Here is a 26011-nt window from a genome sequence, read left to right on the forward strand (position 1 = left end):
AGTGCCTTCTATACATTGGATACCTTAATCGGAATCCTGGGGGCATGACAGAGCAGATGCGCGTCGTTCGCCAGCGCGAACTCGGCGGCCCGGAGGTCCTGGAGATCGAGCGGGTGCCCGTCCCCGAACCCGGCCCCGGCCGGATCCAGGTGCGGGTCCACGCCGCGGGCCTCAACCCCGCCGACTGGAAGATCCGACAGGACGGGTACTGGCTGACGCCCCCGTTCGCCCAGGGATGGGACGTCTCCGGCGTGGTCACCGCCGTCTACCCGGGCGTGAACCGGTTCTCGGTCGGCGACGAGGTCTACGGAATGCCGAACTTCCCGGACCCGGCCGGAGCCCACGCCGACTACGTGACCGCGTTCCCCCGGCACCTCGCCCGCAAGCCCGTCGGCCTCGACCACGTCCAGGCCGCCGCCCTGCCGCTCGCGGGGCTCACCGCGTGGCAGGCGCTCGTCGACACCGCGAAGGTGGAGCGGGGGCAGCGTGTCCTCGTGCACGCCGCCGCGGGCGGAGTCGGGCACCTGGCGGTCCAGATCGCCAAGGCCCGCGGCGCCCACGTCATCGGCACGGCCAGCGCGGCCAAGCACGGGGTGCTGCGGGACATGGGCGCCGACGAACTCGTGGACCACACCTTCGCCGACTTCGCCGAGACCGTCCGCGACGTCGACGTGGTCCTCGACGGCGTCGGCGGTGACTACACGGAGCGCTCGCTGCGCACACTGCGGCCGGGCGGGATCTACGTCGGACTGACCAACCCCTTCGACCAGGACCGGATCGGGGAGGCGGCTGCCGCCGCGGGCGTGCGCGGCACCACACTCATCGTCGAGGCCGACCACACGGGACTGGAGGGGATCGCCGCTCTGGTGGAGGCCGGGAAGCTGCGACCCGTCGTGAGCGGGACCTTCCCCCTGGAGGACGTCGCCAAGGCGCACGAGCAGGGCCAGGCCGGACGCACCACGGGCAAGGTGGTCCTCACCCTGACCTGACGTCGGGAGGAGGGGCGCACACACGAACGCCCCGCACGGACCGCCGCAGGGGCGGGCGTGCGGGGCGGCGGCGCTCCGTCGGGCCGCGTCCGCGGTCAGGTGTGCACGAGCGGCGTGTCCACCAGGTGTTCGGCGAGGAACCAGGCTTCGAGCTCGTTGGTGCGGATGACGTCGGAGACCAGCACGTCGTTGGTGCCGTCGTCCCCGTTCTCCTGGCACCGCGCCGCCGCGTCGTGGGCGTCCTCCAGGATGGTCTCGTGCGCCTCCAACAGGCGCGACAGCATCGCCGGGACCTCCTCGACGCCGTTGGGCGGCCGCGGGATGTTGGTGATCTCGGCGACGTGCCGCGGATCCCCGATGGCCACGCCGCCCAGGGTCTGGATGCGCTCGGCCACGGTGTCGATCAGCTCGGCCTGCTCGTCGGCGTGCTTGTCCATCAACAGGTGCAGCTGGTAGAAGGTCTGCCCCCGCATGAGCCAGTGGTGCTTCTTGTACAGCGCGTGCAGGATCTGCGTGTCCGCGAGCACCTGGTTGAGCCGCTGGCACGAGTACATGCGCGTGTTGTAGGACATGCCCACCGGGAGCTGGCGGACGCTGCCGTACTCCTGGATCTCGTTCCCCTTCTGGTGCAGCCACGGCTGGCTGGTCCGGGGTTTGGGCGTCGCGCTCGTGCGCTCCTGGGTGGTCACGGCTGGTTCCCCCTCCGGGTCGGATCGTTCGGAGCGCGTACGGACGCGCCCCGGGTGCCAGTCTCGGTCACCGATCGTCGCCGGAGGAGAAAGCACACACCATCCCCGGGCAAGGCTCGTTGATTTTGTCGTCATCCCCGGTGCTCGCCGGAGGGGGACGGAGCCCCCGCCGCCGCGGTCCTCACCGGCCCCTCCGCCGCAGTACGCGCCGCGGACGGCGCCAGAACGCCCGCGGGCCGGTCAGGGGGTGTCGAAGCGCACCGGCAGGGCGAACAGGCCGTGCATGATCATGCTCGGCCACCACCGCAGGTCCTCCTCGGGCACGGCGAGCCGCAGCCCGGGCAGTCGGTCCAGGACCGCGTCGACCGCCACCCGCGCCTCCATCCGGGCGAGCTGGGCGCCCACGCAGTAGTGCGCGCCGTGTCCGAAACCCAGGTGCGACTCCCCGCGCCCGGGGTCGAAGGCGTCCGGGCGGGCGTAGCGTTCCGGGTCCCGGCCCGCGGCCAGCAGCGACACCAGCACGGGTTCACCCGCCTCCAGGGCGACGCCGCCGACGGTGGTGGCGGTCCGGGGGAAGCGCCAGGTGGCGTTCTGGAGGGGGCTCTCCAACCGCAGCGTCTCCTCGATCGCCGGGCCCACCAGGCCGCGGTCCCGGCGCAGCCGGTCCAGGTGCTCCGGGTTCCGCAGCAGGGACAGGAACAGGTTGCCGATCAGCGCGACGGTCGTCTCGTGTCCCGCCACCAGCAGCAGGAACGCCGTGGAGGTGACCTCGTCCCGGGTGAGGTCGCCCGCCCGGTGCGCCTCCACCAGATCGCCGAGCAGGTCGTCGGCGGGTTCGGCCAGCCGGGCGTCGACCAGGCGGCCCAGGTAGTCGTCGAACCAGTCCGTGGTCTCCCCGACCGCCGCGACCTCCTCGGGCGCGGAGGCGTCGATCACGGCGGCGCGGCGGTGGAACTCGGCCCGGTCCCCGGGCGGGACGCCGAGGATGTCGCAGATGATCGCGATCGGCAGCGGGTAGGCCAGGTCACGCACCAGATCCGGGTCGGGTGCGGCCGTGATCCGGTCGAGGAGGCCGGCGGTCACCCGCTCGGCACTCTCCACCAGGGTCCGGACCCGGCGCGGGGTGAAGGCGCCCCCGGCCACCTTCCGCAGGCGCGTGTGGTCGTCGCCGTCCACGTTGACCATGCTGCGCACGAGGCTGGGCCGGTGGTCGAAGGGCAGACCCATCCCGGCCCTGCGCCACACCTCGTTGCCCCGGGCGGGGTCCTTGAGCATGTCGGGGTCGGCCAGGACGGCGCGGGCGTCCCCGTGGCGGGTGACCAGCCACGCCCACGCCCCTCCGGGCAGCTCCAGCCGGTGCACGGGGGAGTGCTCGCGCAGCCAGCGGTAGGCGGGGTGGGGGTCGGCGTCGAAGGCCGGGCCGTGCAGGGGAGGGGGCGGGGAGACGGACATGCCGCACCTTTCGTGTCAGGACGGGATCCCCGATGCCTACCCCGACTCCGCCGGTGCCGAACCGGGGAGCCCGGGGAGCGGTACCGCTCACCGAGCGATCGCGCAGGCGGTCTCCAGGACGAAGCGTGGCCAGGGGCGGTGGGGGTCGTGCCCGGTCAGCTCACGCACCCGGCGCAGCCGGTAGCGGAGGGTCTGGGGGTGGACGTGCAGGGCGTCGGCGGCCGTGGTGGCCGCGCCCTCGCGGAAGTAGGCGCGCAACGTGTCGAGCAGGTGGCCGTGCCGGTCCGACAGCAGCGGCCCCAGGACCGAGCGGCGGATGGCCTCCGGGGTGACCGGTCCCCCGTTGAGCAGTGCCAGGACGCACGCGTCGGCCTCGCCCAGCGGCCCGTTCCCGCCGAAGGCGTGCGGCGGAGCGGTCTCCACCGCGTCGTCGGCCAGGCGGTAGGCGGCCGACATGTCGGTGAGGGCGCGCGGCGCCAGGACACAGGCCCGCCAGGGGCGGTTGCGCAGGACCCGGGCCACGCGGTCGACGGCTCCGGGGGAGACCAGCAGCACCACCCGTCCCGACCTGGTGGTCGCCAGCGCGTCGGCACGCCCGACCTCGTCGAGCAGGTCCATCCCCGCCGAGGCCGGGCCGCCCCGGGGCGGGTGGTCCTCCTCCGGGGCGGGTTCGGCCACCACGAGGACCCCCGGGTCGGGAGGTGCGATGCCCAGGGTGCGGGCCCGGTCGCGGATCGCGCCGAGGGAGGCCTGGCGGCCGATGAGGAGGTCGTCGAGGAACACCCGGCGGGCCCGTTCGACGTCGGCGTCCAGTTGGCGGGCCGCCGCGCTGTGGCCGGCCACCAGGTGCTCGGAGATCTGGTCGATCGAGGTCAGCCACAGTTCGCTCAGAGCGAACACGTCGGCGGCGGTGACCCGGTCCCCGGCCAGTTCCGAGAGCAGGCGCACCGCGGCGGCCGAACCCACCCGGTGCGCCCGGACCACCGCCCCGATCGGGCGGCCGTCGGCGGCCCTCGCCCGACCGACGGCCCGCAACCGCTCCAGGTCCTCGTCCGGGAGCCGGACGGCGCCGTCCGCCCACAGCTCCAGTGAACGGGTCACCAGCCACGCGGCGATGGCGCGGACCTCGGCGAGCTGGGACCCGTGCAGTCCCCGGTAGGCGGGCACCTCCGAGTACACCGCGTCGACGATCCGGTCGACCAGTGACGCCCGGTCCCGGGCAAGTTCGGCGCTGACGTCGGCGCGCTGCTCGCGGCCCATCGGTCCACCTCCGCTCGGGGACCGACCAGGCTAGCGGCCCGGTACCGGTCCGACGGTAAAAAGCCCGTGGTCCAGCGGGGCGCCGCCCGCGAAAGACCCCTGGCGACGTGGCAGTATGCGGTCAGGGCAGGCCTGACGGGGGAAGGGGAGAGATGACGGTTCCTGACGTTACTCTGAGTAACGGTGTGCGCATGCCGCAGCTGGGCTTCGGTGTGTGGCAGGTGCCAGACGACGCGGTGGTGGACGTCGTGACGACCGCCCTGGAGGCGGGGTACCGCAGCATCGACACGGCCGCGGCCTACGGCAACGAGCGGGGGGTCGGCGAGGCGCTGAGCCGGTCGGAGCTCGACCGCGAGGACGTGTTCGTCACCTCCAAGCTGGCCAATCCGGAGCAGGGCTACGACCAGACCCTGCGGGCCTTCGACGCCAGCCTGGAACGGATGCGCCTGGAGATCCTCGACCTGTACCTCATCCACTGGCCGCTGCCCAGACGGGACCTGTACGTGTCCACCTGGAAGGCCCTGGAACGGCTGTACGCCGACGGGCGGGTCCGCGCCATCGGCGTGTGCAACTTCCAGGTGGAACACCTGGAGCGGGTCATGAAGGAGGGCGGCATCACGCCCATGGTCAACCAGATCGAGCTGCACCCGCTGCTCGTGCAGCGGTCGATGCGCGAGTTCGACGCCAAGCACAACATCGTCACCGAGGCGTGGAGCCCCCTGGGCCAGGGCAAGCTGATCGACCACCCGACGGTGACCGCGATCGCCGATGAGCGGGACCGCTCCCCGGCTCAGGTGCTGCTGCGCTGGCACATCCAGCTGGGCAACGTCGTCATCCCCAAGTCGGTGACCCCCGAGCGGATCCGGTCCAACTTCGCGATCTTCGACTTCGAGCTCTCCGAGGCGGACATGGACCGCATCAGCGGGCTCGACGCGGGCAGCCGGTTCGGGCCCGACCCCGACGAGTTCGACGGGGAGTAGGCGTCCGGTCCCGGGCCGGCCGTCCGGGCCCGTTACGCCCCGCGCAGCTCGCGATGCTTGCGCGCACCGGCCAGGACGGAGTCGGTGCCCCTGCGCCGGATCCGGTCGACGTAGACCGCACCCCCGACGAAGATCGCGGCGAACAGTGCCAGCACGGCCACGAGGGCGGCGGCGGACAGCAGGAAAGTGATCGACATGGGCTCATCGTAGCCGCACGTCCGACGGCGTTTCCGGGAGGGGTGCCCGCGGCCGTGTCGGAGCGGTCGCGGTGGGTGGGACGTGAACGTTGAGGGGACGCCGATGGACCGGACACCGCACCAGATCGTCAATCCGCTGTCTCTGGCCGAACCGAAGGGATTCTCCCACGCCCTCCTGGTCGCCCCCGGCCGTACCGTCCACGTGGGCGGGCAGGCCGCGCGCCGACCGGACGGGGGAGTGGTCGGTGACACGGTGGTGCAGCAGTTCGACCAGGCACTGGCCAACATGGTCGAGGCACTGCGCTCGGCCGGGGCCGAACCCGTCCACGTGGTCAACATGTGTGTCTACACCACGACCGTGTCCTCCTACCGGGTCAACCTCTCCACCCTGGGATCGGTCTACCGCCGCCACATGGGCCGCTACTACCCGCCGATGGCCGTGGTGGGGGTGACCGAACTGCTGGACGCCGACGCACTCGTGGAGTTGGTGTGCACCGCGGTGATCCCCCGGGACGAGGACCCCGACCTGTGGGAGGCGGCCGAGACGCGGGAACTGGTCGAGGCGGTCGAGGACAGCCTGGCGGCCAACCCCTTCGTCGTGCCCGACCGCGCCTAGCGGGCTCACCGGGGCGTACTCCGGGGGTCAGCCCGCGCGAACCCGCCCGGACGGGTACGCCCTTCCACCAGCGTGGCGGCGACCAGCGACGGCATCGCGCCGAGCGGCGGCACGTACGCCCGCCAGGTGGCCCCGGTGGCGAGCAGGAGCGGTGTCGGTGAACGCGGCACGGCGGTCTCCTCCAGTGGTGTGGCCGGGGTGCCGCGCCGAGGTAACCACACCGGTAGGTATACTCACGGTGCAGAGTGACCCGAGCCACGGAGCCCAAGGAGCGCCCCCATGACCGCCACCGCGACCAGACCGCTCACCCCCGCCGCCCGCAGGATCCTCGCCGTCGCCAGCGAGCTGTTCTACGCGCGCGGGATCAACACGGTCGGCATGGAACTGGTCGCGGAACGGGCCAGCGTGACCAAGAAGACCATCTACGACCGCTTCGGCTCCAAACGGGAGCTCGTCGTCGCCTACCTGCGCGCCCGCGACGAGCGCTGGCGCGCCTACGTCACCGACCACCTGTCCGGGGCCCACACGCCGCACGCCCGCGTCATCGCCACGTTCGACGCCCTGCACGAGTGGATGGGCAGGGAGAACCCGCGCGGTTGCGCGATGGTCAACGCCTACACCGAGCTGTCCGACCCCGAGCACCCCGGCAGGGCGGTGGCCGAGGGCCAGAAGCGCTGGCTACGCGATCTGCTCACCGGGTTCGTCGCGGAGGCGGGGGTGGCCGACCCGGTCGCGCTCGCCGAGTCCCTGGCCATGCTGCACGAGGGGGCGGTCGTGGCGCGCAGCGTCCTCGGCGAGACCCGCGCGGCCCTGACGGCGCGCGCCGCGGCGCAGACCCTCATGAGCGCGCAGGGGATCACCGGAGACGCTTCGGGGCAGAGCGTTCAGAGGTAGCCCAGGCGGGACAGCTCGACGGCGGCGACCTCGTTGACGTCCCCGTACTCGTCTCGGGAGAGCCGGTCGCGCCACCGGCCCGCGTTCCAGGCGCGCGCGTCCATCAGCTCCGTGGCCGACACGCGCGCGCCGGTGAACGCGCGCAGCCGCCGGGCGGTCGCCATCTCCCCGCCCCGGACGTCCTCGTAGCGCACGGTCATGAGCTGCTCCTCGCCGATCGCCTGGCGCAGCCGCGCGTGCATCCGCACGGAGCCGCGCCACCGCATCGCGCACTTGGCCGCGTCGGAACCGTCCCGGAACGCCTCCAGGTCCGACTCGTCCTCCAGACCGAAGAAGTCGTTGGGGAACTCGTGGTCGGCCGACATCAGGGCGGGCTTGAGCCAGGCGAGGGCGCGCTCGTCGTCGAGCATGCCCGCGACGACGTCCCGGCCGTCCCTGATCACCTGGACGAACAGGGCGTCGGGGAAGGCCGTGTGCAGGGCGTTGGCGCAGAACAGCAGGTCGGGGCTGGCGTCGCCGTACCGCTGGGCGTCGCCGCTGTGCTCACAGGGTTCGGCCGAGGCGTTGGCGGGGACGCGCGCGTACGGGCCCGGGCACCGGGGGCAGGTCAGGGGGGTGAGCTGCCACGCCTCGGCGTAGGCCTCGCGCAGCAGGCTCGCCGTTCCCGACACCTTCTCCTGGGCGAGGGAGGGTCGGCGGGCGACGGCGTGGACGGCGTTGAGCACCCCGGAGGAGCCGGCTCCGATGTGGAACCCCGGGGCGCGGGAGAGGGCACGGGCGATCTCGGGGACACCGGAGTGGGGCGCGCCCAGCACGAACACGGGGCGCCGCACCGTGGTCCGGTTGACCACGAGGATGTAGGACGGCTGCTTCATGACTGTGTCGATTTTGGCACCCTTCGCCCGCATCATGTGCATCGGCAGGGTATTTTGCCTCCGCGTCCCACACGTTCCCCGACGCTACGGGATCCTGGTGCCCATCGTGGAGCCCGGAGGGCAACGCCGGAGGCAAGAAGCCCCAACGTCGCTGCAACAATGGAGTATGGCCTCCACCACCGACACCACGCCGCCGGCCGACCCCGAGGGGTTCGAGCGGGCCGCGGACCTGCTGGCCGCCGCCCCGCGCATCACCGTGCTCACGGGGGCGGGGGTCTCCACGGACTCGGGCATCCCCGACTACCGGGGCCCCAACGGCCTGTGGACCAAGGACCCGGCCGCGGAGGCCATGGCCGACCTCGACAGCTACATGGGCGACATCGACGTGCGCCGACAGGTGTGGCTGCGGCGCCGGGCGCACCGGGTCTGGGAGGCCGAGCCCAACGCCGCGCACCGGGCCTTCGCCGACCTGGAGGCCACCGGCAGGCTCCGGGCGCTCGTCACGCAGAACATCGACGGCCTGCACCAGAGCGGCGGGATGCCCGCCGACCGGGTCATCGAGGTGCACGGGACCATGCTGTGGGTCGTGTGTATGAGCTGCGGTCTGCGCACCCCGAGCCCGGAGGTCCTGGAGCGGCTGGACGAGGAGTCCGACCCCCGGTGCCCGGAGTGCGGCGGCATCCAGAAGTCGGACACGATCTCCTTCGGTCAGCGGTTGGACCCGCAGGTCATCGAGGCGGCCGCGCGGGCAGCCCGCGAGTGCGACGTGTTCCTGGCGGTGGGCACCTCCCTGACCGTGCACCCGGTGGCCGGGCTGTGCGACGTGGCGATGATGGCCAGGGCGAGCCTGGTCGTCGTCAACGCCGAGCCGACCCCCTACGACGACTTCGCCGGCGCCGTCCTGCGCGACCCCATCGGCACGGTCATTCCCGCTCTCGTGCGCCGGGTGGCGGAGGCGGCACGGAGCTGAGGTCGCCCGAGTCGTCGTGGTGCCACCGCCGGACCTCCCCCGGGCCCGCGCTCCCGCCGCTGCCGAGAAGCGGGCGCGGGAAACGGTTCTCGGCCGTTCCCGGCCCTGAGCGGTGCCCTCCCCCCGCCGGGTCGGTGTCCGGCACCGTGCACCGGGCCTCCGCGGCCAGGTCCAGGATGCGCCGAACCGGCACCCGGTCGATGTGCCGGCTCAGGGCGGTCAGGACGGGCTCGATCTCCCCGGGGAGGGGTGCGTTCCGGGTGACGGCCACCCCCACCCGCGCGAGGTACTCTCCGACGATCCGGACCAGGTCCCGGTCGGGGCCGGAGGGGAGGAGGGACAGGTCCTCCGCGGCCTGGCGCAGGACCAGGAGCCGGGCGCGGTCGAGCTCCTGCCGGTCCAGCAGCCGCCGGTAGGAGCGCAGACGTCCTTCGGGGTCCGCCGCGGGCGGCTCCAGACGCAGGCGCAGCAGCTCGTGCAGCCGGCTCCAGGACCTTCCGCCGTCCTCGGCCCCGTCGTCGAACCAGTAGCCCATGTCGGTCGAGACATGGCGCAGATAGGGCAGCAGCCCCAGTGTGAACCGCGCGGCGGTCCCGTTGACCCGCATCGCCGCCGACCGCAACAGGCGTGACGTGACCGACGCGTAGGGCACGGTGATGCCGTAGGGGTCGGTCATGTCAGGCGTGAAATCGGGGTTCGCCCGTGCCCGGAGCTCGAAGCCGACGCACTCGCCCACGTCGACGGGGGCCCCGTCCTCGAGGCCGATCACGGTGGTCTCGCCCTGGTCGTGTCGCCCCCGGAGGTGGCGCACGCGCAGCGTCGACAGGATGCTGAACCACTCCGCGCCGGGCAGGGTCCGCCAGAGGGTGGTGCTGTGCTGGAGGGCCTGGTCGGGTTCGGCGGCCTGGGGGAACAGTTCACCGGCGTCCACCGGGTCCTCACGCACGAGGCACAGCAGGATGACCAGGTTGCTGGTGTAGTTGGCCTCGCGCCGGGTCAGCGGGAGGCGCACGGGCTCGTACTCGGTGTAGGAGCGGTTGGGGGCCGGGAACGGGGCCTCCCGGAACAGTTCGACGAGGAGCTCCGCGTAGTCCTCGCGCAGCCCCGGCTCCTCGGCGATCCGACGCCGGAGCAGCTCGTCGAGGAAGCCCACGACCCGGTCGCGTCCCCCGTAGCCGGCGAAGGACGACAGGGCGTACAGTTCGCCGTCGTCCGGCCGGGGGACCCTGCCCCGGCGCCGGGACGCGTGGGCGCGCGACGCCTCCAGGTCGTCCAGCGCGGTGGCCACCGCCCGGGCGACGAGGTACTCGCCGAACGTGGAGTGCAGGAACTCGAACACGCTCGCCGGTCCGTCCGCGGACCGGGCCTGTGACTCGTGGACGAAGAAGAACCGCCCCAGCACCTGGGCGGCGGGGTCGATCGCGCCGTGCAGGTCCGCGCCGGACGGGCGCACCGCCGCGTCCGGCATGAGCACGGCCAGGTCCCGGTCCAGCTCGTCGGCGCCCACGCTCTGCCTGCGGCGGGTGAACATCGCCAGGGCGGCGACCTCCAGCCGCCGCAGTTCGTCGTCCACGGCCGCCTCGAAGGCGTCCGGGCGCAGCCCGGGGCGGTGCTTGTCCACCTCGCGCCGGGCGAACATCCGCAGCAGGCGGTCGTACAGCTCCGCGTTGGACAGCGACTCCGAGGCGTGCCGGAGCGTGTTGCCCTCGGCGTCGTAGATGAGCAGCATCAACAGCAGCAGCGGCTGTTCGGCCAGCTCGCGGTACCCGGCCAGCACGTCGACCGTGAGCGGGTCCAGCCCCGACCCGGCGAGGGAACGGGCGTTGGCCCGGTTCCACACGTCCAGCATCCGGGCGATCCGCGCGTCGTCGAACGGCTCCAGGCGCACCACCATGGTGCCGTCGGGGAAGCGGGCGCGGTCGGCCACCACGGTGCGGCTGGTGACGATCACCGCGACGGGGCGGCCCATCGCCTCCTGCCGCTGCTGGAACTCCTGGACCCGCTCCAGGTAGTCGGAGCGGTCCACACCGGTCGCCTGGAGGAGTTCGTCGAAGCCGTCCAGGATCACGACCGGCAGGGCGCCGTCTGCGGAGTCGGCCAGCTCCCGCCAGGAGACCCGGGTGTGCAGCGCGGCGGCCAGGCCCTCCTCGATCTGTACGTGGATGGGCGCGTTGGGCTGGACGGAGCGCAGCTCCACCCGGACGGGGAGGAAGTCGGCGACGGGCAGACGGGCCGCGAGCATCTCGGTGAACTTGGACTTGCCCGCGCCGGGGTGCCCCAGGATGACCGTGGGGACCTCGGTGGCGAGCGGGTGGACGAGGTGGGCGGCGATGACCGGTTGGAGGTCGTCGAGCACGGGGAACCGCTCCCACCACTCCTCACTGGAGGGGGTGCCGCTGTGCACCGCCTGGGCCGCGCGTCCGCGCGGGGAGATGTAGGCCTCCTCCAGGGAGGGCAGGACGAGGCCGGCAGGGGCGTCGTCGGAGCGCAGCACCGGCTGGCGCAGCACCGCCCGGTACCCGGCGGCGAGCTCCGCGCGCCGTACGTCCACGTCCCGGTCGGAGCTGATCTCCTCCAGCCGCCGTCGCAGATCGCCCAGCCCCGCCCCGAGGATGCCGCGGGTGCGGTCGTGCTCGTGCAGGTGCGCCCACATCCCGAACTCGGGGACCTCGGCGCCCAGGCGGCGGTAGGACTCCGCGTACCGCCGGGCGGCGCGCCCGGGAACGCGTTCGCGCAGCTGTCCGACCAGGGGGTGGGCCTCGGAGGTGACGCCGTGCTCCTCGGCGGCGGGGAGCGCGGTCAGCGCGGCGGTGAAGTCCCTGAGCAGGAAGTCCTGGAAGAACCGGGGAGCCCAGCCCGACCCCAGGGACAGCGCCGGGGCGGAACCGGTGTGCGCGAGGACGCGGTCCATCAGTTCGGCCTGCTCGGCGCTGGTGAGTTTGAGGTCGGCCAGCGTGAAGGGGGCGTCCAGTTCCTCCAGGGACTCCTCCAGGGCCTCGAAGAACGCCACGGTCACCAGGATCTGGTGCGCCGCCTCGATCCGCTCGGTACGCGACATCCGGCTCCGCCCCCGGAGTTTGTCGCCGATGCCCTCGATCGCCTGGCGGCCCCGGCTCACCAGTTCGCCCCGCAGACCGAACAGGTCGGGTACCCCCACCAGCCCCAGTCCGCCGTCGGCCAGTTTCTCCGCCAGGTCCAGGACCTGGGAGTCGTTCTCACCGAGCACCTTCAGGGCGTCGGAGTAGGTGAGCTGTCTTGCCAAGGGGGGTACCGCCTCTCTCACTGCGTGAGCACACGACCGGACCCGGTGCCGTGCCGGTCACCGGGTCCGCGGGTCAGTGTAGGTCGGGGGTCGGGGTGTGTTCGCGCCCGGGATCGTGTGACGCCCTAGGGCAGCTGCCAGTCCACCGGCTCGGCGCCCTGTTCCCGGAGCATCTCGTTGGTCCGGCTGAAGGGCTTGGAGCCGAAGAAGCCGTTGCGGGCCGACAGCGGGCTCGGGTGCGCCGACTCCACGCACGGCACGCCCGGCATCATCGGCCGCAGGTTGCGCGCGTCCCGGCCCCACAGGATGGCCACCAGCGGCTTTCCGCGCTCGGCCAGCGCCCGGATGGCCTGTTCGGTCACGGCCTCCCAGCCCTTGCCGCGGTGCGACCCGGCCTTGCCCGGCGCGACCGTGAGCACCCTGTTGAGCAGCAGCACGCCCTGCTCGGTCCACGGCGTGAGGTCGCCGTTGGAGGGCATGGGCGTCCCGACGTCCTCCTGCATCTCCTTGTAGATGTTGCGCAGGCTCGCGGGCAGACGCACGTCCGGGGCCACGGAGAAGCTCAACCCCACCGGGTTGCCCGGTGTGGGGTAGGGGTCCTGGCCGACGATGAGCACGCGCACGTCGTCGAACGGCTGCTGGAAGGCGCGCAGGACGTGCTCCCCGGCGGGGAGGTAGGTGCGGCCCTCCGCGACCTCCTGGCGCAGGAAGTCGCCCATCGCGGCGATCTGCGGAGCGACCGGCTCCAGGGCCTTCGCCCAACCGCTGTCCATGATTTCGTTCAGATCCCTACTCGACATGGCCAGAACACTAGCGGCAGACAGCGACAACCACGGCCGCTTCGGGCGATCGGAGCCCGCCCCGGGGCCGGTTCCCGCCGGGCGGTCAAGGGGCCCGGTCCGGTTGACCACATCCGGCCACGGGGTGCTCACACAGCGACACTGGCGATAACTTGGGGTCGCTGTCGCCACACCGGGAGCACGGGGCTCCACAGGGACTAGCGACACCACGAGGTGAATCACACGTGCGCGTCCGCCGCCTGGGGCTGCACGTCCCCGAACCCGCGGATCCACGGCCGTTCCGGCCGCACCCGCCCTCCCAGCGCGGAGTGCCCCCCTCCCTCTAGGAGTCCGACACCGGACCCCCGTCGCCGTCCGTGACGCCGTCTCCGGTGCCCCTCCTTCCGAATCCGCCGCGCATCCCCTCCCCGCGCCGTCGAGGCATTCCGGCCACCACCCCCGTGCGACGGCGCGCGGTCACGGGAACCCCGTGTCCGTGTGCGCGGCGTCCCAGCACGGCCCGCCCGCCATCACGGGCCGGCCGTCGCGCCCGAGCACGTCGCCCCGCGCCCACGTCCGCGTTCGCGGCGTCGTGCCCCCGCCACTGCGACCACCGGCCCAAAGCGCGCGAAAGCAGGAGACGCCACCATGGGATCCTCCGTCCCCACGATCGCCATGGCCGAGTTCGAGGCCATTCCCGCCACCGTCAACTGCTCCGTCATCTGCGACGGGGGAGAACACCTCCTCGTCGGTGCGAGCCCGGGAAACGGGTACTTCACCCGCGACCGCGTCGCCGCGCTCCTCACGTGGGCCCGGCGCCGGTTCGACTCGGTCGACGTCGTCTACGCCGACCGGGAGGTCGACACGATGCTCGTCGCCCTCGGGTACGACCCCGTCCGGGCGCGCCGACGCGCTGCCAAGGACGTCCGGGCCCTCCGCAGACGCATCCTCCAGGGAATCGAGCTCTCCGGTTCCGAGGCGCGCTGCACGGCGCTCTCGGAGTTCGAGGGCGATTCCGCCTACCGGTCCCTGCGCGCCGACGTGGAACGGGCGCTGCGGACCGATCCGGAGTTCAGGGGGGCCTGCGAACGCACGGTCCGCCGGTTCGTCCTTCCCCGGCGCGGGGGCGCGGAACCCACCACCGCGCAGATGGGCGCGGGAGTGCGCTACCTGGCCCGTGAACTCCCGTTCCTCCTCGACACCCCCGCCATCCTCGGCGTCGGTTCCTCCGTGGCCTGCTACCACGCCGAGATGCCGCTGACCGGGCTCCTCCTCACCCGGGAGGGCGGCCTGCGCGCCGCCGCGTCCCAGGCCCACGCCACCGTCCGACCGCTGCCCGACAAGGAAGTCCGCTGATGACCATCGACCTCACCCTCCCCCTGTCCCGGGACGGCAGAACCGTGCCCGTGGAGTGCTCGTGGCTGCGCGAGCACCGGCCCGTCGCCCGGGTCCGGACGATGACCGGGGACCCCGCGTGGCTCGTGAGCACCCACGCGCTGGCCACCGCCGTGCTGGAGGACAAGCGGTTCAGTCTCAGCGAGACCTCGCGGCCCGGGGTGCCGCGGCAGTACGCGCTGACCATCCCGCCCGAGGTGGTCAACAACATGGGCAACATCGACAGCGCCGGACTCCGAAACGCGGTGATGCGGTCCCTGCGCCCCACGGCGACGCTGGCCGGGTGGATGCTCGCCGAGGCGCACGCGCTCATCAACGCCCTCGTCGGCCAGGGGCCGCCCGCGGACCTGCGCGACGGTTTCACCGAACCCTTCTCCGCGGCCCTGCACTGCAAGATCGTCGGCGTGCCCGTCGCCGACTGGCGGCGGCTGATGTCCGGCATCGACGTCGCCTTCCTGACCAGCCCGTCCCCGTTCGAGGGCGCCGGGGCCAACTGGGACAAGGACCACGACTACATGCTCGACCGGCTGCGCTCGGGCCCCCGGTCCGGACTGCTCGGCAGGTTCGCCGAGCTGCGTGCCGCCGGGGACGCCGACGACGAGCTGTTGGCCACGGTCGCCGTCTCGCTGTTCGGCGCGGGCGCGGTGAGCACCTCGGCCTTCCTCCTGCACGCGATCCTCGCCCTCGCCGAGCGCCCCGGACTGGTCCGGCGCCTGCACGAGAACCCCGGGGACGTGCCGCGGGCCGTGGACGAACTCATGCGTTACAACCTGTCCATCGGCGACGCCCTGCCCCGGATCGCCACCGAGGACGTGTGGCTGGACGACACCCTGGTCCGCGCGGGCGAGCTCGTGCTCGTCCTGGTGGAGGGAGCCAACCACGACCCGGCCGTCTTCGACCGCCCGGAGGTGATCGACATCGACCGGGAGATCAACCCGCACCTGGCCTTCGGCGGCGGACGGCACTACTGCCCGGCGTCCGCGCTGGGCCGCGCCCACGCCGAGGCCGCACTGGCGGCACTGGTCGCCCGACTGCCGGACCTGCGGTTGGCGGTGCCCGCCGAACAGCTGGCGTGGCGGCCCGGGTTCATCAAACGGCTGCCCGAACGGCTGCCGGTCCTGTGGTGACGCGGCGGCGCTGAGGCCACCGGCGCCGGAACGGGCGCCGGTGCGCGGCCCCCGCCCCCGCGGTCGTGGACGGACCGCCGGACGGCGGGGTCCCGGGGCCGGGCGGTCACCGCCGGGCGCGGGGAACGGCCTGTTTTTTGGAACGGTCACCGGAGGGGGTTGCCGTTCGGGCGCCGGCAGGGTTCTGCACGACGAGGCGGGCCCCGGAGCGGGGAACGAGCGCCAGGCGCGGCCGAGGAGGAGGAATCCCTGTCTTCGGGCGCCCGGACACGGTCCGAAGCCAAGCGGAGGACCCAGAAAACACAACCTAAGCGAAGGACCTCAGCTCGGCGGCGGTCCTGTCCAGGTAGTCGTGGACCGCTCGTTCGGGGACACGGTAGGAGCGTCCCACGCGCATCGCGGGAAGAATCCCGGAATGGACCATCCGGTAGACCGTCATCTTCGACACCCGCATGATCGTGGCGACTTCCGCGACGGTCAGGAAACGCACCTCCTCGCGCGGCGGGCGGAGCGTGCGCGTCGGTGACAGCGGAGGGACCTGATCGTCCAGGTCACGTATCTGCGCCGCGAAGGCGTCCACCCATGCGCGGGTGTCGCTTTCGGTTTCGTGCCCGCTCTCCTCCAGGACCTCCATGACGGCCTCGGTGTCCAGAGGGCGGTTCAGGGTGAGTACCTCCACACCGACGGGTCCTCCCTCAGCCGAGTAGTCCACGACGAACGAACCGTGGTCGGAACTCCTGGCCACGGGGGTGTCTGAGAGCGTGAGGTACCCCGCGTCCGCTTCCTGGTCGATCGTCACGTTCCTGGGTGCCGACATGGAGATCACGATACTTCCACCACCGTTTTCAGAACAGGGTCCGGGGTGCCCCAGCTCGTGTCCTTGACCGCCACGTAGATCTTCCGTCCGTCGCCCGTCCGCCCGTACAGCTTGTAGGAGTAGTTCTCGGGGTCGTGTTCCTCCTTGAGGGGACGTGCCAACGCCGCGAGGACGTCATCCTCCGTTATGCGTCGGCGCCGCATCCTCTCCGACAGGTGCCTGGTGAAGCGTGGCGGCATCTACCTCTCCGCTTCCAACACGATGTCGAGGACACGTGCTGCTCGTTTGCCCCCCGACTCGACGGAGATGATCCAGCTTCCGGGTTCGTCCACCACCACATGCAGGGTGTGCGCCCAGACGGGTGACTGGTCGGGGGTGCCCTCGCCGATGATTCCGCTCATGGTGAGAACCGGGGTTCCGGAGGGTCTGACGACCTCCAGGTGCACCTGCCGCCCGGAGGAGCTGTCGCCTGCGGGCCCCAGGTGCGCGAAGACCGCGCCCAGCTCCACACCGACGGGCAGATGCCCGACGGGCAGGACTCGCAGTGCGGGATCGCGGACAGAGAGGACACCGTTTTCCGCGATGGCCTCACGTCCGATAAGGAAGACGTAGTCCTCTGTCCCGTCGAGAACCGTGCGATGCCGCATGGGCCTGAGCCCAGGTAGTCGGATCGGTCCAACGCAGGAGAATGCCGGATCCTGTCCAAGGTTCTCGCCCGGCGCCGGTGCGCGGCCCCCGGACGCCCGCCCGGGGGCCGCGCGCGGCGGTCGGTCCGCCCTACTCGGCGCGCCAGCCGCCCTGGCGGTCGGCGAGGTTGAGCGCGGTGGTCACCAGCGGCACGTGGCTGAACGCCTGCGGGAAGTTGCCGACCTGGCGCCCGGCGTTGGGGTCCCACTCCTCGGCGAGCAGGCCCAGGTCGTTGCGCAGCGACAGCAGCCGCTCGAACAGCTCCTTGGCCTCCTCCTGGCGGCCGATGGACAGCAGGGCGTTGGCCATCCAGAAGCTGCAGGCCAGGAAGGCGCCCTCGTCACCGGGCAGCTTGTCGGCCGAGGTCTCCAGGTCGGTGCGGTAGCGCAGCACGAAACCGTCGACCATGAGGTCCTTGCGGATCGCCTCGATGGTGCCGACCACGCGCGGGTCGTCGTAGGGCAGGAAACCCACCTCGGGGATGAGCAGGAGCGCCGCGTCCAGCTCCTTGCTGCCGTAGAACTGGGTGAAGGTGTTGCGGTGCGGGTCGTAGCCGTACTCGCACACCTCGGCGTGGATGGTGTCGCGCAGGGCCCGCCACCGCTCGATGGGGCCCTCCTTGCCGAACTCCTCGATGCTGCGCACCGCGCGGTCGGCCGCCACCCACGCCATCACCTTGGAGTGGACGAAGTGCTGGCGCGGGCCCCGCACCTCCCACAGGCCCTCGTCGGGCTCGTCCCAGCACCACTCCAGGTAGTTCACCAGGGAGCGCTGGAGCCCCCACAGGTAGTCGCCGCCGCGGATGTTGGACCGGCGGGCCAGGTGCAGCACGTCCATGACCTCGCCGTACACGTCGAGCTGGTACTGCCCCACCGCCGCGTTGCCGATCCGCACCGGACGCGAGGCCTCGTACCCGGGCAGCCAGTCGGCCTCCCACTCGGTCAGCCGCCGCTCCCCGCGGATGCCGTACATGATCTGCATGAGCTGGGGCTCACCGGCCACCGCCCGGACCAGCCACTCGCGCCAGGCGAAGGCCTCCTCCTTGTACCCGGAGCGGATCAGCGCCTCCAGGGTGATGGTCGCGTCCCGCAGCCAGCAGTACCGGTAGTCCCAGTTGCGCACCCCGCCGATCTCCTCGGGCAGCGAGGTGGTGGGGGCGGCCACGATCCCGCCCGTGGGGCGGTAGGTGAGGGCCTTGAGCACGATGAGGGAGCGCACGACCGCCTCGCGGTAGGGGCCGTCGTAGGTGCACTGGTCGACCCACTTCTCCCAGAACCGCTCGGTCCGCGACAGCGCCTTCTCCGCGTCCAGGTGGTCGGACTCCTCCACCTGCGAGGGGTGCCAGGTCATCACGAACGGCACGCGCTGGCCCGCGGTGACGGTGAAGGAGGCGTCGTGCGTGAAGTTGTGCCCCTGGAGGGTGACGGGGGCGCTCAGCCAGATGGCGTCGGGTCCGGCGATGGCGACCAGTTCGGTTCCGGTGCGGTGCATCCACGGCACCACGTGGCCGTAGTCGAACCGGATCCGCATGGTGGTCTCCATCCGGACCGATCCGCTGATCCCCTCGACGATGCGCACGATGTGCGGTGCTCCGCCGCGCGGCGGCATGAAGTCGATGACCCGCACGCTGCCGGTGTCGGTGTCCCACTCCGACTCCAGGATCAGCGTCTCCCCCCGGTACCGGCGCCGGGTGGCGTTGGCCTCGCCGTCGGCGGGCCGGAGCGCCCAGCTGCCGTTCTGGTCGTCGCCCAGGAGGGCGGCGAAACAGGCGGAGGAGTCGAAGTCCGGCAGACACGCCCAGTCGATGGAGCCGTCCCGCCCGACCAGCGCGGCGGTCTGCATGTCGCCGATCAGTGCGTAGTCCTCAATCCAGCCGGGCACGCGGCTCACCCCCAACACGTCGTCATGGTTTGTGCGGTTGGCGCGAGAACCCGTGTGGGGACGGGGTTGCGCCGCGCCTTCGCGATCGCACCACGCACGCCCGTGTACGCGCCCCGTCGGGGGTCTTCGGCCCGCCCCGGCGCCGGACGTGGTCCAGGGTCGGGAAGGGGCGCCGTGCGGGTCATCGGCTCACCTCCCCGGCCGTCGCTTGCCTCCCGTATACCCGGTTATGTGCCCAGGTGAGGGCAGGCTAAAGAGGCGGACCTGAGGAAGGGGCCGAACCCGTCTTCCTGTCGTTCACCGCGGTCCCCATCTTCCCCTCTTCCCGGGGTGCGCGCTACCCGCAATTGCACGTGCATGTGAACGCGCAGGGTGTTATGTAGTCAATTGTGGAGTTTGTGGTTCCAGAAGTTATGACGTGGTGATCAATCGCGAATGACGGCCGGGTCGGCGGTGAGGCGGTACCCGTGGCGGCCGGGCTAACGGTGAGGCGGTGCCTGGACCCGCGGTGCCGGGTCCGGTACGCGCATCAGCGGTAGGAACACCTGGGCGAGCGGGCCGATCGCCAGCGCGAACACGACCGTCCCCACTCCCAGCGTTCCACCGAGCAGGGTCCCGGTGACCACGACGGCCACCTCGATCACCGTGCGGGCCAGCCGCACCGACCAACCGCGCTCGGCGAGCCCGGTCATCAGGCCGTCGCGCGGACCGGGGCCGAGCCGGGCCCCGATGTAGCACCCGGTGGCGACAGCGCACACCAGCACACCCAGCAGCAGTGTTCCCACCCGCAGGAGCAGGGAGCCGGGGGAGGGGAGCAGCCACAGGAACAGGTCCACCGTCGTGCCGACGACGACCACGTTGCTCAGCGTCCCCAGGCCGGGGCGCTGCCGCAGCGGGATCCACAGCAGCATCAGCGCCGCGCCGACGATCACGCTCCACGTGCCGATCGACAGCCCGGTCCGCAGCGCCAGCCCCTGGTGCAGCACGTCCCAGGGCATCGCGCCCAGTTCGGCCCTGACCAGCAGGGCGCCGCTGAGGCCGTACAGCACCAGTCCCAGATACAGCTGCGCGAGGCGCCGTGCCCGCGGCCGCGGCACGATGCGGGCCAGCCGGTGCCACCCCTTCGCGGAGGCCGGTCCACGGTCGGGGCGTCGAGGGCGGTCGGTCACGTGGATCTCCTGGTCTTCCGGTCGGCGGCGGGGGTGGTGGACCGTTCGACGGGTCCGGGAACGGTGCCACATCGGTATCGTGGCCAAGGTGGCGCCCGTGGTGAAGCGCCAATCGCAGGCAACTGGCCCGAAACGCGGGTGGGTGGGGGAGGCGGCATGGCGAGGCAGAGCGGTCACCGCGCAGCGGAGCGAACCCCCACCGGGGGCGGCAGCAGACGGATCAACGGTCGCCTGCTGGCCCGCCTCATCGGGGAGGCGCCCGTCGAACGCCCCTACTACCTGGCCATCGCCCGGTCCGTCAGCGGACTGGTCCTGGACGGCCGGGTTCCCACCAACACCCGCCTGCCGGCCGAACGCGACCTGGCCGCCGCCCTCGGCGTCAGCCGCAACACCGTCACCGCCGCCTACGCCTGGCTGCGCGACAACCGCTTCCTGGACAGCCGCCAGGGCGCGGGCAGCTGGACCGTCCTGCCCGACACCGGCACCAGCGAGCTGTCACCGTTCACCCCCGTCGCCGAGCACATCGACCTCGGGGTGGCCGCGCCACCCGCTGTGGAGGGCCTGCGCGCCGCCTCCTTCCGGGCCGCCGAACAGCTCGCCGCGCACGTGGGCGGGCTCGGCTACTACCCCTACGGCCTGCCGGAGCTGCGGCACGCGATCGCCCGCCGCTACGTCGAGCGCGGCCTGCCCACCACCCCCGAGCAGATCTTCGTCACCAACGGCGCCCAGCAGGGGATCGCACTCGCCCTGGACCTGCTGCTGCAACCCGGTGACGAGGTCCTGGTCGAGTCGCCCACCTATCCGCACGCGGTGGACGCGGCCCGCAGGGCGGGGGCCCGGATCCGGACCGTCGGCGTCACCCCCCAGGGGTGGGACATGGAGTACCTGGCCGACGCCTTCCGCCAGTGGAAGCCGGGGCTGGCCTACCTCATCCCCGACTTCCAGAACCCCACGGGCGCGCTCATGCACGACGAGGAACGCCGGATCCTGGTCCGTGAGGCCCGCCGGGCGGACACCCACCTGATCATCGACGAGTCCGTCGCCGAACTGGCCATCGACTCCGGCGACCTGCCCGCCCCGGTGGCCGCCCACGACACCGACGGCCGGGTGCTGACCGTCGGCTCGGTGGCCAAGCTCCTGTGGGGCGGGCTGAGGGTGGGCTGGATCCGCGCCACGGCGCCGATGGTGGCGCGGCTGATGTCCGCGCGCCAGCGCTTCGACCTGGCCGGAGCGGTGCTCGACCAGCTCACCGTGACACACCTGCTGGCCGACGTGATGCGGATCCGCGCCGAGCGCAGCCGCCAGCTGCGGCGCAACCGCGACGCCCTGGTGCACGCGCTGCGCGAGCGCCTGCCGGACTGGCGGCCCAGCGTGCCCGGGGGCGGCCTGGTGCTGTGGGCCACGCTGCCCCACCCCGTCGCGGGCGCTCTGGCGGCGGCGGCGACCCGGCACGGCGTGCACCCGGCGGCGGGACCGGTGTTCGGCGTCGACGGCACCCTGGAGCGGTACGTGCGCCTGGCCTACACCCAGCCGCCGGACGTGCTGTCCGACGCGGTGGACCGGTTGGCCGCGGCCTACGCGGACACCCTCGCGCACCCCCTCCAGCCGCGCGGCCAGCTCTTCGTCTGAGGGAGCGGCCCCGCGGGGCTCTGCGCGGAGCCGCCGCACGGCCTCCACCGTGCCGGGGTCAGCCCCGCGGGGTGCCGGTGAACCGGTGGGCGAAGCGGATCACCTCGGCCAGCGCCTCGTCCCGGTTGGTCTCGTTGAACAGTTCGTGCCGGGCCTCGGGGAAGATCCGGACGGTCAGGTCCGAGCCCGCCAGGACGTCGACGCCCCGCTTGCTCCCGGCGAGCGGCACGAGGCTGTCGTCGGAGCCGTGCAGCCACAGCATCGGCATCTCCCCCACACAGCCCGCCGCCTCGATCCGGTCCAGTTCGGTGAGCATGGCGTGGATCGTGGGCCGTTTGAAGGGACCGTGCCAGACGAGTTCGTCGGCGGCGTAGGCGGCGCCGACGCCGGAGTCCCGGGAGAGCGTGGCGGGGTCGATCGGCACGTCCGGGATCTCCTCCAGGTCGCGCAGCGCCTCCAGGACCTCCCACCGTCCGAGGACCGGGGAGGCCACGACCAGTGCCCTGGGCACCTCGGGGTGGGTCTGGGCGTAGCGTGCGGCGACGAGGCCGCCCATCGAGTGGCCGATGAGGACCAGCGGGAGCGAGCGGTAGGCGGTCCGCGCCTGGGTGATGACGCGGTGGACGTCCTCCACCACACCGGCGAAGTCGTCGATGAGGACGCGCTCGCCCGAGGAGCGCCCGTGGCCGCGGTGGTCGGCCCCGTAGACCACCGCCCCCGCCGCCACCAGGTCCGCCGCCACCCGCTCGTAGCGTCCGAGGTGTTCACCGTAGCCGTGGACCAGTACCGCCAGCCACGTCGGTTCGCCCTCCGCGGGCGCCCACGCCCGTGCCGCCAGTCTCCCCGACCCGTCCGGTCCGCCCGCCAGGGCCCACTCGCGTGTGGTGATCACGGCGCTTCGCCTCCTCGTCTGCGACGATCTCTGGGAGGGACACCCTATGACGGGCATCAGGCGTGTAACGATCGAGACGACCGTTCGTAGTCGCACCCCAGGTGGGGGACCCTCCGTTCGTAGGCGGGAACGAAATACGGCATAAGGTGCGATGTTATCTACTCCACATAAAAGGTGATCTTCTACGCTAACCACTGGGTATCCCTAACCACTGGGTATCCCTCGGACGGGCCCAACCGAGTCCGACCCGTCCGGTACCTCAGACTGGAGAGGGTGACGCTCGTGCTGGCCGACTCCTACGGACGAGTGGCGACCGACCTCCGCGTGTCGCTCACCGACCGCTGCAACCTCAGGTGCACCTACTGCATGCCGCCAGAGGGCCTGGAATGGCTGCCCAAACCGGAACTGCTCACCGACGACGAACTCCTGCGCCTGATCCGCGTCGGGGTCACCCGCCTCGGCATCACCGAGGTCCGCTTCACCGGCGGCGAACCCCTCCTCCGCCGCGGCCTGCCCGGCCTCGTCGCCGGGACCACCGCCCTCAGCCCCCGACCGCAGACCGCCCTCACCACGAACGGCATCGGCCTGGCCCGCATGGCCCCCGCCCTGGCCGAGGCCGGTCTCGACCGCGTCAACGTCTCCCTCGACACCCTGCGCCACGACCGCTTCGAGCAGCTCGCCCGCAGGCGCCGCCTCCAGGACGTCCTCGACGGCATGGCCGGTGCGGCCGAGGCCGGGCTGACCCCCGTCAAGGTCAACGCCGTGCTCATGCGCGACGTCAACGACGACGAGGCCGCCGACCTCCTCCGCTACTGCGTCGAGCGCGGCTACGAGCTGCGGTTCATCGAACAGATGCCGCTGGACGCCCAGCACGGCTGGCGCCGCGACACCATGGTCACCGCCGACGAGATCCTCGCCCGTCTGGAGGCCGAGTTCACCCTGGAGCCCGCCGACGCCGGGACGCGCGGCAGCGCCCCCGCCGAACTCTTCCACGTGCGCGGCGCCCGCTTCCCCGACGGCGGGCAGGCCACGGTCGGCGTGATCGGTTCCGTGACCCGGCCCTTCTGCGGCGCGTGCGACCGCGTACGCCTCACCGCCGACGGCCAGATCCGCAACTGCCTCTTCGCCCGGGAGGAGTCCGACCTTCGCTCCCTGCTGCGCGGCGGCGCGACCGACGAGGAGATCGCCGACAGCTGGCGGGCGGCCGTGGCCACCAAGCTCCCCGGACACGGCATCAACGACCCCTCCTTCCTGCAGCCGGCCCGCCCGATGTCGGCGATCGGCGGCTGAGGCCCGGTAGCCGCACGGTCCGAGCGGGCACGACAGTGGAAGGGGAGGAGTACGGCCGCAGCGGACCAGGAAGCCGTGAGCATGCCCAGAACCGACGCCGGTCACCGGAGCGCGCCCCACACCGCGGACCTCCGGGTGGAGGCGTGGGCGCCGACCCGGGAACGGTGCGTCGAGCACGCCGTGGCCGGGGTGGTGGAGAGTGTCGTCGGAGCCCAACCGCCGCCCGCGACGACGACCGTCGAACGCGACATCGGGGGCGCGACCGACGCGGACCTCCTCGCCGCCGTGGTCGACGAGGTCGTCTACCTCCTGGAGACCAGGGGGATGCTCCCGTCCGCCACCGAGGTGCGGGCCACGCCCACCGGACTCCGGGTGCGGTTCGCGATGGTCGACGCCGAGGCGCTCGAACCCGTCGGCGCGGTCCCCAAGGCGGCCTCCCTGCACCGGCTGCGCTGCGAACGCGGCCCGGAGGGATGGTGGTGCGCCGTGACGGTCGACGTCTGAGATCGGGCCCGGGAGGGGCCCGACCACGAGAAGTGGTCCCTTCGACGCACCCGGGAGCGCGCCATGCGCATCACCGAGGAGACCCCGTACCGGTTCCGTGTCGAACGCGAGGGAGGGATGCGGGTACCGGGCATCGTCTTCGCCTCGCGACGGCTGCTGCCCGACCCCGCCGTGGACGAGTCGCTGCGCCAGGTGGCCAACGTGGCGACGCTGCCGGGCATCGTGGCGGCCTCCTACGCGATGCCGGACATGCACTGGGGCTACGGCTTCCCCATCGGCGGCGTCGCCGCCACCGACCTGGACGAGGCCGGTGTGGTCTCGCCGGGCGGCGTCGGGTTCGACATCTCCTGCGGCGTGCGGCTCCTGACCGCGGACCTCGACCGGGAGGCGTTCGCGCCGAGGACCGGCGCGGTCATGGACGCCCTCGACCGCAGCGTCCCGCGCGGCATGAGACGCGGCGGCGTGTGGCGGATGCCCGACGCCCGGCGGCTCCGCGACGTCCTGGAGGGCGGGGTGTGCCACGCGGTGGACGTGGGTCACGGTGTGCGGCGGGACCTGCTGCGGTGCGAGGACGGCGGGCGGATGGCCGGCGCCGACCCGGGCGGGATCAGCCCCCGGGCGCTGGAACGCGGGCTCGGGCAGGTCGGCAGCCTCGGCTCGGGCAACCACTTCCTGGAGGTCCAGGCGGTCGACGAGGTCTACGACGCGCGGGCGGCGGAGGTCTTCGGGCTGCGGCCGCGCCAGGTCTGCGTGATGATCCACACCGGGTCGCGCGGACTCGGGCACCAGGTCTGCTCCGACCAGATGCGCGTGATGGAACGGGCGATGGCGCGCCACGGGATCTCGGTCCCCGACCGGCAGTTGGCCTGCGTCCCGGTCGAGTCTGGGGAGGGGCACGCCTACCTGGGGGCGATGGCGGCCGCGACCAACTTCGCGCGGGTCAACCGGCAGCTGCTCGGCGAGGCCGCCCGCCGGGCCTTCGAGGCCCACGCGGGCTGCGGTCTCGACCTCGTCTACGACGTGTCCCACAACCTCGCCATGGTGGAGACCCACGTCGTCGACGGGCGGCGGCGCCGACTGTGCGTGCACCGCAAGGGCGCCACCCGGGCGTGGCCGCCCGGCCACCCCGGGCTCCCCGCCGACCTGTCCGAGGTCGGACAGCCCGCACTCATCCCCGGCACGATGGGGACCGCCTCCTACGTCCTGGCCGGTGTCCGGGGCGGGCCCGCGTTCCACTCCACCTGCCACGGGGCGGGCCGGGTGATGAGCCGCCACGAGGCCGTGCGCAGGGTGCGGGGCGAGGCGCTCAGGGACGACCTGGAGGCGCGCGGGGTCGCGGTGCGCGCGGTGTCGTGGAGGGGGCTGGCCGAGGAGGCGCCCTCCGCGTACAAGGACGTCGCCGACGTGGTGGACGCCAGCGTCGGCGCGGGCCTGTGCCGCAGGGTGGCCCGGCTGGTGCCCCTGGGCGTGGTCAAGGGGTGACCCCGCCGCCGACCGGGAAATCCGGTTGCCTCCCTGCACCGACTCTGGCTGGATGTTCCGGGGTTGTGTTTTTCGGGGCCTCCGCTTCGCTTCGGCCCGTGTTCGGGCGCCCCGGAAGCCAGGGATTCTTCATCCTCGGCGGCGCCTGACGCTCGTTCCTCGCTAGCGGCTCGCC

General features: G+C 72.5%; 25 protein-coding genes and 1 pseudogene. 11 read left to right on the forward strand and 15 right to left on the reverse strand.

The features are described 5' to 3' along the window. Positions 1 to 44 precede the first annotated feature (44 nt). Positions 45 to 989 (forward strand): NADP-dependent oxidoreductase, encoded by a 945-nt coding sequence (locus tag ACTVAJ_RS02540; protein ID WP_470386376.1) that lies wholly within the window; start codon positions 45 to 47, stop codon positions 987 to 989. A gap of 95 nt (positions 990 to 1084) precedes the next feature. On the opposite strand, the gene ACTVAJ_RS02545 is transcribed toward ACTVAJ_RS02540, so the two are convergent. From ACTVAJ_RS02545 to ACTVAJ_RS02555, 3 genes are all read right to left on the reverse strand, one after another. Beyond that, positions 1085 to 1678 carry a Dps family protein gene (locus ACTVAJ_RS02545; RefSeq protein WP_470386377.1) on the reverse strand — a complete coding sequence of 198 codons (594 nt, stop codon included), beginning with the start codon at positions 1676 to 1678 and terminating at the stop codon, positions 1085 to 1087. Positions 1679 to 1918: 240 nt separating this feature from the next. Further along, entirely contained in the window at positions 1919 to 3130 is a 1212-nt protein-coding gene (locus tag ACTVAJ_RS02550; protein WP_470386378.1) for a cytochrome P450 family protein, read from the reverse strand. 87 nt (positions 3131 to 3217) lie between these two features. Further along, on the reverse strand, positions 3218 to 4390 hold the full coding sequence (locus ACTVAJ_RS02555) for a PucR family transcriptional regulator (protein ID WP_470386379.1): 1173 nt from the start codon (positions 4388 to 4390) through the stop codon (positions 3218 to 3220). A 152-nt stretch (positions 4391 to 4542) separates the two neighbouring features. Between ACTVAJ_RS02555 and ACTVAJ_RS02560 the strand changes: the two genes are divergently transcribed. Then, positions 4543 to 5370, forward strand: a complete 828-nt coding sequence (locus tag ACTVAJ_RS02560; RefSeq protein WP_470386380.1) for an aldo/keto reductase — start codon at positions 4543 to 4545, stop codon at positions 5368 to 5370. A gap of 32 nt (positions 5371 to 5402) precedes the next feature. Here the strand turns inward: ACTVAJ_RS02560 and ACTVAJ_RS02565 are convergent, their stop codons facing one another. After that, positions 5403 to 5567, reverse strand: a complete 165-nt coding sequence (locus ACTVAJ_RS02565) for a hypothetical protein (RefSeq protein ID WP_470386381.1) — start codon at positions 5565 to 5567, stop codon at positions 5403 to 5405. A gap of 103 nt (positions 5568 to 5670) precedes the next feature. On the opposite strand from ACTVAJ_RS02565, the gene ACTVAJ_RS02570 reads away from it, so the two are divergent. Further along, entirely contained in the window at positions 5671 to 6183 is a 513-nt protein-coding gene (locus ACTVAJ_RS02570) for a RidA family protein (protein WP_470386382.1), read from the forward strand. A gap of 5 nt (positions 6184 to 6188) precedes the next feature. Here ACTVAJ_RS02570 and ACTVAJ_RS02575 read toward each other — a convergent pair whose 3' ends face one another. Beyond that, complete coding sequence (locus ACTVAJ_RS02575) at positions 6189 to 6353, reverse strand: hypothetical protein (RefSeq protein WP_470386383.1); 165 nt, start codon at positions 6351 to 6353, stop codon at positions 6189 to 6191. A 109-nt stretch (positions 6354 to 6462) separates the two neighbouring features. Between ACTVAJ_RS02575 and ACTVAJ_RS02580 the strand changes: the two genes are divergently transcribed. Next, positions 6463 to 7077 carry a TetR/AcrR family transcriptional regulator gene (locus ACTVAJ_RS02580; protein WP_470386384.1) on the forward strand — a complete coding sequence of 205 codons (615 nt, stop codon included), beginning with the start codon at positions 6463 to 6465 and terminating at the stop codon, positions 7075 to 7077. Here the strand turns inward: ACTVAJ_RS02580 and ACTVAJ_RS02585 are convergent. After that, on the reverse strand, positions 7068 to 7952 hold the full coding sequence (locus ACTVAJ_RS02585) for a sulfotransferase family protein (RefSeq protein WP_470386385.1): 885 nt from the start codon (positions 7950 to 7952) through the stop codon (positions 7068 to 7070). The genes ACTVAJ_RS02580 and ACTVAJ_RS02585 overlap by 10 nt on opposite strands. 166 nt (positions 7953 to 8118) lie before the next feature. On the opposite strand from ACTVAJ_RS02585, the gene ACTVAJ_RS02590 reads away from it, so the two are divergent. Next, positions 8119 to 8922, forward strand: a complete 804-nt coding sequence (locus tag ACTVAJ_RS02590; RefSeq protein ID WP_470386386.1) for an SIR2 family NAD-dependent protein deacylase — start codon at positions 8119 to 8121, stop codon at positions 8920 to 8922. Here ACTVAJ_RS02590 and ACTVAJ_RS02595 read toward each other — a convergent pair. Together ACTVAJ_RS02595 and ACTVAJ_RS02600 are read right to left on the reverse strand one after the other, a co-directional pair. Further along, positions 8876 to 12184: an NACHT domain-containing protein gene (locus tag ACTVAJ_RS02595; protein ID WP_470386387.1), complete on the reverse strand. Its 3309-nt coding sequence runs from the start codon at positions 12182 to 12184 to the stop codon at positions 8876 to 8878. The genes ACTVAJ_RS02590 and ACTVAJ_RS02595 overlap by 47 nt on opposite strands. Positions 12185 to 12309: 125 nt before the next feature. Continuing rightward, positions 12310 to 12984 (reverse strand): uracil-DNA glycosylase, encoded by a 675-nt coding sequence (locus tag ACTVAJ_RS02600; RefSeq protein WP_470386388.1) that lies wholly within the window; start codon positions 12982 to 12984, stop codon positions 12310 to 12312. A 627-nt stretch (positions 12985 to 13611) separates the two neighbouring features. On the opposite strand from ACTVAJ_RS02600, the gene ACTVAJ_RS02605 reads away from it, so the two are divergent. Next, on the forward strand, positions 13612 to 14319 hold the full coding sequence (locus tag ACTVAJ_RS02605) for a tRNA-dependent cyclodipeptide synthase (RefSeq protein ID WP_470386389.1): 708 nt from the start codon (positions 13612 to 13614) through the stop codon (positions 14317 to 14319). Then, on the forward strand, positions 14319 to 15485 hold the full coding sequence (locus ACTVAJ_RS02610; RefSeq protein ID WP_470386390.1) for a cytochrome P450: 1167 nt from the start codon (positions 14319 to 14321) through the stop codon (positions 15483 to 15485). The genes ACTVAJ_RS02605 and ACTVAJ_RS02610 overlap by 1 nt, the downstream gene beginning before the upstream one ends. Positions 15486 to 15792: 307 nt before the next feature. Here ACTVAJ_RS02610 and ACTVAJ_RS02615 read toward each other — a convergent pair whose 3' ends face one another. The 6 genes and pseudogenes from ACTVAJ_RS02615 to yczE form a co-directional block, all read right to left on the reverse strand. Beyond that, positions 15793 to 16014, reverse strand: coding sequence for a helix-turn-helix domain-containing protein (locus ACTVAJ_RS02615; RefSeq protein WP_470386589.1), 222 nt, complete (start codon positions 16012 to 16014; stop codon positions 15793 to 15795). A 150-nt stretch (positions 16015 to 16164) separates the two neighbouring features. Further along, a pseudogene (locus ACTVAJ_RS02620) lies at positions 16165 to 16302 on the reverse strand (DUF2283 domain-containing protein); the annotation flags it as partial. A 5-nt stretch (positions 16303 to 16307) separates the two neighbouring features. Beyond that, positions 16308 to 16541: a DUF4258 domain-containing protein gene (locus ACTVAJ_RS02625; RefSeq protein ID WP_470386391.1), complete on the reverse strand. Its 234-nt coding sequence runs from the start codon at positions 16539 to 16541 to the stop codon at positions 16308 to 16310. After that, positions 16542 to 16949, reverse strand: a complete 408-nt coding sequence (locus ACTVAJ_RS02630; RefSeq protein ID WP_470386392.1) for a hypothetical protein — start codon at positions 16947 to 16949, stop codon at positions 16542 to 16544. It abuts the gene before it with no gap. Positions 16950 to 17079: 130 nt separating this feature from the next. Beyond that, complete coding sequence (locus ACTVAJ_RS02635; RefSeq protein WP_470386590.1) at positions 17080 to 18885, reverse strand: glycoside hydrolase family 15 protein; 1806 nt, start codon at positions 18883 to 18885, stop codon at positions 17080 to 17082. A 464-nt stretch (positions 18886 to 19349) separates the two neighbouring features. Then, a complete protein-coding gene (yczE, locus tag ACTVAJ_RS02640; RefSeq protein WP_470386591.1) occupies positions 19350 to 19979 on the reverse strand; it encodes a membrane protein YczE in 630 nt (209 codons plus the stop codon). Between the two features lie 216 nt (positions 19980 to 20195). Between yczE and yczR the strand changes: the two genes are divergently transcribed. Continuing rightward, on the forward strand, positions 20196 to 21668 hold the full coding sequence (gene yczR / locus ACTVAJ_RS02645) for a MocR-like transcription factor YczR (protein ID WP_470386393.1): 1473 nt from the start codon (positions 20196 to 20198) through the stop codon (positions 21666 to 21668). Between the two features lie 58 nt (positions 21669 to 21726). Here the strand turns inward: yczR and ACTVAJ_RS02650 are convergent, their stop codons facing one another. Beyond that, entirely contained in the window at positions 21727 to 22560 is an 834-nt protein-coding gene (locus ACTVAJ_RS02650; RefSeq protein ID WP_470386394.1) for an alpha/beta hydrolase, read from the reverse strand. A 282-nt stretch (positions 22561 to 22842) separates the two neighbouring features. Here ACTVAJ_RS02650 and moaA point away from each other — a divergent pair, with 282 nt between their 5' ends. From moaA to ACTVAJ_RS02665, 3 genes are all read left to right on the forward strand, one after another. Continuing rightward, positions 22843 to 23850 carry a GTP 3',8-cyclase MoaA gene (gene moaA, locus ACTVAJ_RS02655; RefSeq protein ID WP_470386592.1) on the forward strand — a complete coding sequence of 336 codons (1008 nt, stop codon included), beginning with the start codon at positions 22843 to 22845 and terminating at the stop codon, positions 23848 to 23850. 81 nt (positions 23851 to 23931) lie between these two features. Continuing rightward, positions 23932 to 24354: an archease gene (locus tag ACTVAJ_RS02660; protein ID WP_470386395.1), complete on the forward strand. Its 423-nt coding sequence runs from the start codon at positions 23932 to 23934 to the stop codon at positions 24352 to 24354. 63 nt (positions 24355 to 24417) lie between these two features. After that, positions 24418 to 25836, forward strand: a complete 1419-nt coding sequence (locus tag ACTVAJ_RS02665; protein WP_470386396.1) for an RtcB family protein — start codon at positions 24418 to 24420, stop codon at positions 25834 to 25836. The last annotated feature ends 175 nt before the right edge of the window (positions 25837 to 26011 follow it).

This window comes from Nocardiopsis sp. KDC1DS13DA1 (assembly GCF_055632325.1).